Below are 11,826 nucleotides of genomic sequence, written 5' to 3' on the forward strand. Positions count from 1 at the left end.
GGCTTGGTTCAGCTAAAACGGGTTGGTGCAGATGAGGCTGATCAGAACGAGCTTTGTACCTTGATCCCGCCGATCAGCGCGTCATCGACCTGGTCGACGCCACCGGGGTGGCGGATGTATTGCAGGTTCGGGCGCACGGTCAGCCAGTCGGTCAGGTGCACACCGTAATAGAGCTCGGCGCTGTACTCGGTGTCTTGCGGCGGCAGGAAGGCCGGGTCGTCAAAATCGTTGACGACGCGGGCCTGATTGCTGGCCTCGGCGTTCTTGCGGTAGGCCGGGTTGACGTGGACCCGGGCCATGGCGAAACCGATATCGTCTTTGGCCCGCGCATCGAACAGGCCTTTGTAGACGACGCCGCCCTGGACGTAGTTGTCGATGGCGTTGGTTTTCTTGTCATGCAGCGTGGCATTGGCGAACACACTCAAGCCCCTGGAGTGGTCGCTGGCACGGCTGGTGAGTTGCTGCTGCAGACCCAGCCAGGCGCCGTGTTTGCTGGAACTGCTGCGATAGGCCTCACCGCTCAAGGCGGCGGGCTGGCCGTTGCGGTCTTTATAAACGTCAGTGGCGCTGGCAGTGCTGTAGTAGTAGCCGGCGCGGTATTCCCCGGGCAGGCCATTGAGCTTCGGAGTCCAGACCAGCTCGACCGGCAGTATCGCGCCTTGGGTGCCGCTGCCGCTGAGCTTGAAACCATTGTCACGATCAAGGTTCGACGGGTTCTGCTCATAAGCGCCGACCTGCGCGTAGAGTTCCGGCGTCAGGTGGTATTTGACCCGCAGCGCCCACTGGCTGACCGGCCAGTTGTACCAGATGTCGCCGACCCAGTTGCCGACTTGCGAGCCGCAGAACGCCAGGTTCTGGAAGTCGCAGGGGAAGCTGTTGAAGTCCTCGCCTTCACCGAAACGGCCGACCTTGATGTCGAGTTTCTGGTCGAAGAATTTCTGCTGATACCACATCTGCGTCAGCCGCCAGGTCTGGCCGCGACCCCAGACTTCCTGAGCCGAGGTGAAGCCACCGACCCGTGGATCGTTGATCCGGTCGTTGCTGATGTTGTTGCCGTTGCGCTTGGTAATGGTCAGCTGGAACTCGGCGTTGTCCCAGCCGAGAATTTTCTGCAAGTCCAGGTGGGTGCCGAGGCCGAACTGGTCACTGTAGCGCGCGGTGCGGTCGTGGTCGTAACCGCCATGCAGGTTGGAGCCCATCTCGCCGGTGTAATCGACTGTGAAGTCGTAGCCTTTGTCCGCCAGTTCCGTACGGGTACCGTTCCAGTCGCCGAGCATCCAGGGGGAGTCGCTGTCGAATGCCGGGGCCGCCTGGGTGCAGGTGGCAAGGCCGAAGGCAGTGAGGCCGCCGAGCAGGTTCAGGGTTTTTCGGCCGACAAAAAGGCTTCGGACAGCGCTGTCTTTTGGTTTCTGGAAGTCGTGCATGGAGGCGGTTTTAGGTCTTTTTCTGGGAATGGTTAGAAAACAGCAGCGATTCGAGAACGGCATGCCGCTGATTTCAAAGGAAGGTGAATCGATTCAGCTTCAAGGCTTGAAAGGATAAAGCTCTGCCCGCGAGAGAGAAAGCGCTTTTATTGACATGGATCATTTCGGATTTGGTAATAGTCAAAAGATCGCAGCCTGCGGCCCCTCCTACATAGACCGGGTACGTCCGTTATTAATGCGTGAACACAATCCGTAGGAGCTGCCGCAGGCTGCGATCTTTTCAGGCTCACCTACATCGGCTAAGGTGCGCGGCTTCCTTTTCCTTCTTCGCTCAAACTTCGCTCAAAGGCCTGGCATGACCGCACCGAACAACGACCCGCTGCACGGCGTGACCCTGGAACAGATCCTCACCGCGCTGGTTGAACACTATGAATGGTCGGGGCTGGCCGAGCGCATCGATATTCGCTGCTTCAAGAGTGACCCAAGCATCAAGTCGAGCCTGACCTTCCTGCGTAAAACCCCTTGGGCCCGTGAGAAAGTCGAAGGCTTGTACGTGAAGCTGCAGCGCACCAAACGCCCGATCTAGGACACCAGGATGCACGCCGAGCAGGCTACCTACTCACGCACGATGCGGGGTTTTATTGCGACGGCCGCGGTCCTCGGCTGGGCGGGATTGAGCATTCAGTTGTATCTGATCCTCTACGGTCGCTGGAGCCTTGAAGCCAGTCTGCTGGGTGGCCTGGTGAGCTTTTTCAGCTTCTTTACCGTGCTCAGCAACACTCTGGTTGCCGTGGTACTGACCTATGAGCTGAACCCGCAGGTATCGAAGGCACGGGATTTCTTTCTGCAGCCCTGGGTCAGTAGCGCGATAGCGGCGAGCATCATACTGGTCGGGCTGGCCTATAGCCTGTTGCTGCGGCATTTGTGGCAACCGCAAGGCTGGCAGTTTCTCGCCGATGAGTTGCTGCACGACATAATGCCGCTGTTGTTTCTTGGCTATTGGTGGCGCTGTGTGCCGAAAGGGACGCTGCGTCTCAAGCACATTGGCTTGTGGGTCATTTACCCGCTGGTGTACTTCGCCTACGCCCTGATGCGTGGGCAGTCGCTGGGGCAGTACCAGTACCCGTTCATCGATGTTGCCCGCCTGGGTTATCCACAGGTGTTTCTCAATGCCGCGGGGATATTGGTCGGGTTTGTGCTGATTTCGTTGGTGGTGGTTGGGGTGGATCGGTGGTTGGGGCGGCGTTCCAGCACAAATCTGGAGTGAGCGCGATTTTTGTGGCGAGGGGCCTCTCGCCACAAGGGTCCGCTTGGGCGAATCACTCCGCCTCACCCCCCTCCAACCGCCAATAACCTACGGCTTTAACGAACGCTTCATTGAGCCGGTGCTCATCGAGCAGCACTCGACGAATCTGTCGGGATACCTTGGTTTCGGTCGCCACCCAGGCATACAACTCGCCGGTCGGCATTTGCAGTTGCCGCACGGTGCTCAGCAAATCCTCAGTCCCACCTTCGCGCAATACCCAGATCACCTCGACGTGCGCGGCGCTTTCCAGTGTTTGCCGTTCGGCGGCGTTTGCCACCTCGACCACCACCAGCGCGCGGCGATTGGCAGTCAGCCCTTCCAGGCGGCGGGCGATGGCGGGCAGGGCGGTTTCGTCGCCGATCAGCAGGTAACTGTCGAAGATGTCCGGCACCACCATCGAACCGCGTGGCCCGCCGATGTGCAGGTATTGCCCCGGTTTGGCCTGTTCAGCCCAGGTCGACGCCGGGCCGTCGCCGTGCAAGACGAAGTCGATGTCCAGCTCCAGCGTTTGCAGGTCGTAGCGTCGTGGTGTGTAGTCGCGCATGGCAGGCATCGGCCCGCCGTCTTTACCAGCGCCGAGCACCAGGGTTTCCAGCGCCGCCGTTTCTTCAGCCGTCTGCGGGAACAACACCTTCACATGATCATCGCTGCCCAGGCTGATGAACCCGGCCAGTTCCGGCCCACCGAGCGTGATCCTGCGCATGCGCGGGGTCAGGTCGACTACTCGCAGCACTTGCAGTCGACGGCGTTTGATCTCATGGCTGACACGGTGAATCGTCTGCACGGTAACGGTGGTCATTCGGCTTTCTCCGGAGCAGGTTGAACGCCAGGACCGTCGACGATGGCTTTGGCGGTGTTGTTGAGCAGGTCGCGAACACGGAGGATTTCTTCCGGGCTCCAGCGGCCGTGGTGCATGTGCAGCGCATGACGCAGGTTGTGCACGGCTTCGTGAATCTCCGCCGGGCGGTCCCGCCCGCACAATGAGCGCTTGCTGACTTCGATGCGCAGGCGCACCCCGTCGAGGGCAATTGCTTGCTCGCCAAGTGAAAGACGTCCAGCGTCGGTCACGCTGTAACGTTTTTTTCCGCCTTCGGCGTCGCCCAGGATAAATTCGCTTTCCTCCAGGAAGGTCAACGTCGGGTAAATCACCCCGGGGCTGGGGCTGTAGGCGCCGTCAAACATGCCTTCGATCTGGCGGATCAGGTCGTAGCCGTGGCACGGCTGCTCGGCGATCAGTGCCAGCAGCAGCAGTTTCAAATCACCGGGGGCGAAGACTCGAGGCCCACGGCCACCGCGTAAACGCCCCGGGCGATTTTCGAAGCCGTCGCGGCTGTCACCGTGCTCGCGATGGGGAGGGTGCTCTCTCATGTTCTCTCTCTCGTCGGGTTTAGATACAACTTAAGATATATCTTGGATGGAAAGCAAGGGGACAGGACCAACGGTGCGCGGCGAATGCAACCCCGGTGCCGCGAGCGGGCGAATACCTTCAGGTCTGGATATTGTTTGATTGTCGAACAATACTCGGTCGCTAAAACTTAATATTTTTTCATATTCAAAAGAGAATGATTTAGTGTTAACTCTCTAATGTATCGAGTTCGGCCTTTATTTATTTGGGGTGTGGTACGGGTCTTACGGAAGTTGCAAGGCGCTGCTGATCTGTAATGAAATTACAGCTAATCTGTCGGTAGTCAGGTTCTTACGGTTAATCATCTGGCTTGTTGTTTTTTCTGGTTTTTTCACTCTATTTCTATGCCGTTCTAACTACGCGCTTGCCGGAACTTGCCTGCTTACTTTGATGGGCGATTGGTTGATGATGTTTCGGCGTTGAAAGTTCAAGTGAATGGCCGTCCTGGCTCTAAGAAGTATTGGCTTTTCAGCGCCTTTTAATAGCCGACTAATCTGAAAAAAACAGGTGTTTAACAATGTTCAAGAAAATTGCAATCGCTACTCCTCTGGCTGTTTTGGCACTGAGTTCTTCCATGGCTTTTGCAGCAGGCGAAGCGCGTCATTCCATTAATCTGGTTGCATCGGTTCCCACCAAGGTCTTCCACGTACTGCCAGTGGATCCGGATCTGATCGTTAGAGATCAGGTGCTGAGCTACAACCCGATCTCCGATGAGCTGAGCACTTTGCGTGCGCAATTCGACACCAAAAACACCAACGGCTCGATTGCCGCCAGTCTTGAAAGTGAAGCGTTCCTGTCCAACGGTGTAGCGGCGGAGAAGGTCCCCTTGACCGTGACGTTCAATGGCAAAGCGCTCAGCCATACGGCGACTGAGGAAGTAGTCGGCGAGGTTGAATCCACTCCAGGCAAGCGTGTCGAACTGGTCATTGCTCCGACGAAGCCAGGCACTGGTTACAAGCCGGGTGAGTACACCGGTGCGGTCACCATGATCTTTGACGCCGTGCCAACTCCTTGATGCCTTGAATGCTTGTGAGCGCCAGTCTCACAAGACATTCGAAACCGGTCGGCAGTATCCCTGTCGACCGGACTTTTTACTGCGTTGACGTTCACCCTTAGAGTATTTCGTTCATGTTCCCGATGACTCCCATCGCGGCGGCGCTCGCACTTTTTATTTGCGCAAGTGCCTTGGCCGCGCCAACTACCAACGGCACGACACCTCGTAGTTTGCTCGCTCAAGCCAAAGGCTTGCCAGCGGAGTTCGAAGAGCACTTCTTTGATGTGCCCTTGGCGGTTCGGGTGGAACTTGATCAACAATTTCTCGGTGAGGCGATGATCGTGTTATCGCGCGATGATCGCATCACCCTGCTTGAATTTGCCGATACCGGTGATAGTAATATCCCCGCCCGTGAGCGGGAAATCTGGGCCGCTTACTTGCAAAAAAGTGTGGCCCTCGGCACCTGCGAAAGCAGTTGTCCAGAGCAGATGCTGGCCATCCATTACAACCTCGAAAACTCCCTGGTGTCGATTCTCACGGAGAATGCCGAGCGCGACAGCGAAACCAAGCGTTACTACGATCAACCCGAAGGCGGCAGCAGCGGCTTGATCGTGCGCAACCAGCTGAACCTCAACGGTGGGCAGGAACAGGACCTGGGCGGGCGTTATGGCCTGGAAGCCAGTAGCAGCCTGGGCAACTGGACCCAGAACCTGAACATGCAACTGTCGCGTTTGGGCGGTCCGGATGACAAGCTCTATCACGCGGTCCACGAACTCTACAGCCAGCGTGAGCTGCAAGGCAGCTTTCTGCGCCTGGGTTATTTCACCCCCAACTCCGAGGGCCTGAGCCGTCAACCGCGCTCGTTCGGCGCCAGCCCCGACACCGCGGTGGGCCTCATGTACGGCAGCTCCGACAGCCTGGCGATCAACAGCCCCAAACCCAGCGTCTACCCGATTTATGTCACCGCCAACCGTCAGGCTTCGGTGGAGATTTTTCGCAATGGCTTGCTGATCAATACCCAGCCGGTCGATGCCGGGTTGCAAACCTTGGATACCCGGTCCTTGCCCGGCGGTATCTACGAAGTGGAAGTGCGCTTGATCGAAGACGGTCAGATCACTTCCACCACCCAGGAGCTGGTGTACAAACCGAGCAACTGGCGCAACCACGATGATCGCTGGCGCTACAACCTGTTCGCCGGGCAGGAAAGCAAGTTGTTGAGTAACTGGGATGAGCAGGCTTACGGCGACATGACCGCAGGCGCCGCCTTCAACTACCTGCTGCATCCACGGGTGATTCTCGGCGTCTCGGCTCGTCAGGTTCGCGATACGTTGCAATATGGGTCATCGGTCGACTGGTCCCTGGCCGATAACACCAGCCTCTTCGCCAACGTCTACCAGACCGAGGATCACGGCACCGGTCTCGATCTGCAAGCGATGTACAACTACGGTTCCGGCAGCGTGTTCGCCGCCCATAACCGCAGTTGGCTGGACACCACCAATACCTACGAAACCCTGCCCGATGGCTCCCGGGTGCGACAGCGCAATGTGTTTGTCGGCCAGACCAGCAACTCGTCGTTGTCGGTGAATCACCGCCTGAGCAGCAAAAACTCGGTCAACGGTCGGGTCTCGTATAGCGAAGGCAACAGTGAAGGCGTAGGCCTGGATCTGGGCTGGACCCAGCGCACCCACCTGTTCGGCAGCGATGCCAATTGGCGCTTCTCGGTGTTTGACCGGCCCGGCACTTTCAGTAGTGGTGACGAACGCAATCGTGGGTTCGATCTGACCGTCAGCCTGGCCTTGGGCGGGCCGGGTGAGCAGTGGTCCGGCAGCATCGGTTCGCGCACCTCCCGTGACGGTGGCCGCGACAACAATGCCTCGCTCAGTTACCGCAAAGACCTGCAGGGCCACGTGCTGCAAAGCGTGTCGGCCACCGCGATCACCGACACCTATGGTGTCGGCCTGTCCGGCACAACGAACTTCAGGAATGAGGCGATCAACGGCGACGCCTTTCTCCAACGCTCCTCCTTCAACGGTAACTTCACCGGCGGCCTGAACCTGGACAGCACCGTCGCCGTGGGTGGCCAGCACATCGTCATGACCAGCCAGCATCAAGGCAGTGGTGCCGGGATGATCATCGACGTCGAATCCGACCTCGATGAAATCGCCCTGCGCGCCGACGACTTGAGTGGCGGCAGCGCCAGCTTGCGCCCGGGGCGCAATTTCATCCCGATCACCGCCTACAAGAGCAGTTCGGTGAGCTTCGACTTCGAGGGCAACCACCCGCCGGCCGCGACCATTCAACCGGCGCGCACCAGCTATCACCTGAACAAGGGCGGCGTGGACTACCGCAAGATCACCATCAGCAAAACCCTGACCGTGCTCGGCCGCTTGATCGACCCCCAGGGCAAACCGCTCAAGGGCCATCACATCATCAACCACGCCAGCCGTGGGGTCAGTGAAGTGGACGGCTTCTTCTCCATGGAAATGAAAGCCGGTTCGCCGACCCTGGAAGTGCGTTATGGCGATCAGTTGTTGTGCCAGTTCCGCCTCGACCCGAGCGGTGCGCGCCGCGAAAACAATGTGTTGATGATCGGGGACTTGCGGTGTACGCCGGATACGTTGGCGGAAGCGACTTATGGTGCTGAAACGGCCGGTTAAACGCTACATTCGATACGTTGGATTTAATATGACTATCCCGAAAAAATTGGCTGAGCGCGTGGTAAAAAAACTCCTGGCTACTTCCATGGCGTTGTTTTTCACAGTTCCTGCCTTCGCTGTAACGTTGCCCATTACCGCCGAGTTCAAACCAGACCGCACCAACCCCAGCGCTAACTATTTCAAGAACACAACACCGATAACGGGAATCTGCGCTCACATTCAATACAGTGCGTTTTGTCGATCAAGAAGCTTGTTCAGCATCAATACGCCTATCTTGTTTAACTCGACAGGGCCTATTAGTGCCAAGCATACCAACCCGCGCATGGGGGCGATGATACAGGCCCGGTCGGGATGGCGGGATCTGGATGTAGTCCCGGTCGGGGGCGGGAAATCGGAAAGGTTGAGCTTTCGGATATCCGGGATTTCCAGCACCTATAAGACCACCACACCGGTTGCCGAGTTGGTGGGTGGAGCTGGCTCCAATGGTGAGGCCCATCGTAAGCTCTGGACCGGAGGCGCTCAAGGCGAATGGGATGCGGCCCCACGACCCTGTGTAACAACGGGGGCCCAGGCTGTTCCCTGGCCCAGTCAGTTTTTGTTTTTCTGGTTGATCCCTGTTGATGGGCTGTGCGCGAAAAACGCCAACTTCGATATTCCAGAACTTCAATACTACGCCTTCGATTTTGCCTACGAACTGCGCACCCCCAACCCGCTGGAAATGGCGACCGGTACTTACACCGGCAGCCTGATAGTGTCCTTGGGGCCCGGCGCAGATATTGATATGGGCGATATCATGTTGCCGGACGACAACATCATCGAGTTGAATTTCATCTTGAGGGTGGAGCACCTTCTTAAGGTCGATGTGCCGCCGGGCGGTAACCGGGTGCAACTTGAGCCACAAGGCGGTTGGCAGGCCTGGCTGAATCAAGGACGAAGACCAACACGGTTATTTCGCGATCAAACCTTCAATATCTCGACCTCCACCCAATTCAAGATGAGCATGGAGTGTGAGTACACCCAGGGTGGCAATACCTGCTCTTTGCGAGAGCCGGTTTCCGGTGACTTGGTGCCGCTGAATGTCAGCGTGAGTCTTCCCCATGGCTTGACCGATGCTGGCGGGCAATCCGTCAATCGTCGGCAGTTACTGCGTGATGGCAGTGGTACCGAGTTGTTCCAGCCGGGTTTGTATGTGGACCGCAAACCGGGAACGCTGCACTTCGAGATTCCCCCGGGCGAAGTGGCTGGAATGATCCGTCCAGGCCCGTCCCGGCAATACTCCGGCAATGTGACGGTTATCTGGGATTCGGAGATTTAGTCCGTTCTTTAAACAGGTTTTCACTGCACTGCTGCATTCAATCAACGAGGTACAGGAATATGAAACGCCTGTTGGCATTATTTGGTTTTTGTTTAATGGCCCAAATCACTCATGCGGGCCCAAGTATCAATGTCGGGGTGGTGTACGACTATCTGGATGGCGATAAAAGCACCTACCTCAAGCGCGTCTTCAACGGTGGCGACAGCACGGCCTTCGTCAAGGTCAATATTCTCGAGATCGTCTATGACGCCGATGGCACTACGCGGGAAATTCCACTCAAGGCGCAGGCCGACGCCAGCGCCCGTGATGGCTTGATGGCCAGCCCGGCGCGGCTGATCGTGCCGGCCAACGGTATGCAGGGCACGCGGTTGTTGTACATGGGCGAACGGGAGAAGGAGCGCTACTTCCGCGTGCGGTTTGTCCCCGTCGTGCCGGAGAAAGAAGATGAATTCGCCGTCTCGGCCGAAGAACGCGAAGACTACAAAAAAGGCCTGTCGGCCGGGGTTAACGTATTGGCCGGTTACGGCACGGTGTTTTTCGTGCGGCCCAGGGAGACACGTTTCGATAGCGCGATAGATAACAGTGCGAGCCGCTATCAGATCCGCAACAACGGCAACACGGTGGTAGTGATTGATGAGTTCAAGGACTGTTCAGTGAAAAACGAGCAAGACTGTCAACCCACCACCAAGCATCACATTCTTGCCGGCCGGACTTTCCAGTTTGAAAAGCAGGCGGGTCGTGAATACCGCTTCACGCTGGTCGAAGGTGAGGTCAGTAAAAAACTGGAAGTGAAGGGATAACTACGCAACCGCATCCTGGCGATTGGTTTTGAAGTAACAGGTGATGAAAATGCTCAAGAAACTGACCATCGTGCTTTCACTGGCAGGTGTCGTGCTGGGAAGCGCTGCGGCTTTTGCCGCTATAGAGAAACATACGTTCGAGGTGTCGGTCACCGTTCCAACCCTGGCGTTCTATGTACTGCCTGCAGACCCGGACTGGATTCATCGCGAGCAGAGACTGCCGTGGAATCTGGTGACGTCGACATTGGGCAGCTTGCGCAAGTCTTTCGATGTCAAGAATGAAGCCGGTTCGATCGAGGCACGACTTGAGGGCAGACCGTATCTGTCTAACGGCACGGATACCGATAACATTGATTTAACGGTCATGTTCAACGGAACCGTGTTGAGTGACGTAGAAACCAAAGAAGTTGTTTCAGTGGCAGAGGGGATATCGGGTAAGCGCGTGTTGTTGGAAATAATGCCCTCGCCACCGTCCGGTGGTGTTTATAAGTCGGGCGAGTACTTTGGCAGCGTGAATATGATCTTCAATGCGGTGTTGCCGGATTTTTGAGGGTGCGGTGCCTGCCAGAATGGTTGAGGGTAATGGGGTGGTTCAGAGTGTATAAAGCATGAAGTCAATAAGAAAATTGAGTTTTCTGTGGGTTTCTGTACTGGCGAGTTCAGTGTTGGGTCTGCTGACAACAACGGTCCTGGCTGATGTGGTGGAGATCAGTGCGGAGTTTGTACCTGATCCTACAAACCCCGGATTAAACAGCTTTAAAAATACAACACCTCCTAGTGGGTACTGCGCGATACATCCGTATTTTTGTAACATCAGAAAGATATTTAGCATTCAAAGTAATATTACTGCCGAATCCAATGTTCCCATTCAGGCTAATCATGCTCTGCGTAATGGGCCGATGTTTCAGATACCGGCGCAGTGGCGTGATCTGGAAGTATTACATGCAGACGGCCTCGAATCGGAAACAGTCCAGATCCGTGTCACGAGTATAGGCGGCAACTACCTTCTGAGTCACCCGGTGAGGGAATTGGTTGGAAGACCTGAGGTGAATTCTTCCAAGGCGCATGGACTTTTATGGGGAGGGTCCGAGGCATTTTACAGTAATGGTCATTGGTACTATCCACCTCGTCCTTGTACCACGGCAACCAATGCATATTATGTTGAGGATAGGTGGGGCAGTTTCTTCTGGAACGTGCCTGTTGGGCAAGTCTGTGGGAAAACAGCCGCCTTCGACATTCCCGGATTCGGTTACTCAAAGCTGGATTTTATGTATGAACTTACCACACCTAATCCACTGAAAATGAAGGCGGGTATTTATACCGGACGTGTGCGTTATAGCGTCGGTCCGATGATGGACTTTGACTTGGGTGACGTGATGATCCCCAGCGATAACGAGCTGGTGTTCAATTTCACCCTGAAGGTCGATCATATATTCAAAGTCGACATTCCCCCGGGTGGCAATAAAGTAGTCTTGCTGCCACAAGGCGGCTGGCAGGCCTGGCTGAATCAAGGTCGCAAGCCGACACGATTGTTCCGCGATCAAACTTTCAATATCTGGACTTCCACCGCATTCAAGATGAGCATGGAGTGTGAGCATTACGCGGCCAATAGTACCTGCGCTTTACAGGACGATAAAAACAATCAGGTACCGGTGGATGTCTCGGTGAGCTTGCCCAACGGTTTAAGCGACGCAGAACGGCAATCGGTGAGCCGTCGCCGATTACGGGTGGACGGTGTCGGGACCGAAAGATTCGAGCCTGCTCTGTATGTCGATCACAAACCCGGGACCTTGCACTTTGAGGTGAGTAAAGGCGCCGTGGAAGAGATGTTGCAGCGAGACAGCCGTCACTATTCGGGCGACATCACGGTTATCTGGGATTCGGAAGTGGGGTGAGGGGAGGGCTGATGCTCTGTCGAGCCCAGG

Annotated in this window: 11 protein-coding genes; 8 read left to right on the forward strand and 3 right to left on the reverse strand. The window is 56.5% G+C overall.

Features of this window, described 5'->3' with window-relative positions; translation table 11 throughout:
* Positions 1-41: 41 nt before the first annotated feature.
* Positions 42-1,424, reverse strand: coding sequence for a carbohydrate porin (locus AC3IUA_RS05865; RefSeq protein ID WP_489359566.1), 1,383 nt, complete (start codon positions 1,422-1,424; stop codon positions 42-44).
* A gap of 355 nt (positions 1,425-1,779) precedes the next feature.
* Between AC3IUA_RS05865 and AC3IUA_RS05870 the strand changes: the two genes are divergently transcribed.
* The gene (locus tag AC3IUA_RS05870; RefSeq protein ID WP_150804022.1) at positions 1,780-2,010 is read left to right on the forward strand and encodes a VF530 family protein; all 231 of its coding nucleotides are present in this window, start codon (positions 1,780-1,782) and stop codon (positions 2,008-2,010) included.
* 9 nt (positions 2,011-2,019) lie between these two features.
* Complete coding sequence (locus AC3IUA_RS05875; RefSeq protein WP_489359567.1) at positions 2,020-2,691, forward strand: Pr6Pr family membrane protein; 672 nt, start codon at positions 2,020-2,022, stop codon at positions 2,689-2,691.
* Between the two features lie 52 nt (positions 2,692-2,743).
* On the opposite strand, the gene AC3IUA_RS05880 is transcribed toward AC3IUA_RS05875, so the two are convergent.
* Together AC3IUA_RS05880 and AC3IUA_RS05885 are read right to left on the reverse strand one after the other, a co-directional pair.
* Positions 2,744-3,529 carry a siderophore-interacting protein gene (locus AC3IUA_RS05880; protein ID WP_489359568.1) on the reverse strand — a complete coding sequence of 262 codons (786 nt, stop codon included), beginning with the start codon at positions 3,527-3,529 and terminating at the stop codon, positions 2,744-2,746.
* Positions 3,526-4,098, reverse strand: coding sequence for a PadR family transcriptional regulator (locus AC3IUA_RS05885; RefSeq protein WP_489359569.1), 573 nt, complete (start codon positions 4,096-4,098; stop codon positions 3,526-3,528). The genes AC3IUA_RS05880 and AC3IUA_RS05885 overlap by 4 nt, the downstream gene beginning before the upstream one ends.
* A 554-nt stretch (positions 4,099-4,652) precedes the next feature.
* On the opposite strand from AC3IUA_RS05885, the gene AC3IUA_RS05890 reads away from it, so the two are divergent.
* From AC3IUA_RS05890 to AC3IUA_RS05915, 6 genes are all read left to right on the forward strand, one after another.
* Complete coding sequence (locus AC3IUA_RS05890) at positions 4,653-5,150, forward strand: CS1 type fimbrial major subunit (protein WP_489359570.1); 498 nt, start codon at positions 4,653-4,655, stop codon at positions 5,148-5,150.
* A 113-nt stretch (positions 5,151-5,263) separates the two neighbouring features.
* The gene (locus AC3IUA_RS05895) at positions 5,264-7,786 is read left to right on the forward strand and encodes a TcfC E-set like domain-containing protein (protein WP_489359571.1); all 2,523 of its coding nucleotides are present in this window, start codon (positions 5,264-5,266) and stop codon (positions 7,784-7,786) included.
* Positions 7,764-9,101, forward strand: a complete 1,338-nt coding sequence (locus AC3IUA_RS05900; RefSeq protein WP_489359572.1) for a hypothetical protein — start codon at positions 7,764-7,766, stop codon at positions 9,099-9,101. Before AC3IUA_RS05895 ends, AC3IUA_RS05900 begins: the two co-directional genes overlap by 23 nt.
* A 59-nt stretch (positions 9,102-9,160) precedes the next feature.
* Positions 9,161-9,901, forward strand: a complete 741-nt coding sequence (locus tag AC3IUA_RS05905; protein ID WP_489359573.1) for a molecular chaperone — start codon at positions 9,161-9,163, stop codon at positions 9,899-9,901.
* Positions 9,902-9,950: 49 nt separating this feature from the next.
* A complete protein-coding gene (locus AC3IUA_RS05910; protein ID WP_489359574.1) occupies positions 9,951-10,451 on the forward strand; it encodes a CS1 type fimbrial major subunit in 501 nt (166 codons plus the stop codon).
* Between the two features lie 58 nt (positions 10,452-10,509).
* Complete coding sequence (locus tag AC3IUA_RS05915) at positions 10,510-11,796, forward strand: hypothetical protein (protein ID WP_489359575.1); 1,287 nt, start codon at positions 10,510-10,512, stop codon at positions 11,794-11,796.
* Positions 11,797-11,826: the final 30 nt, after the last annotated feature.

Source organism: Pseudomonas sp. KH_050 (assembly GCF_057838875.1).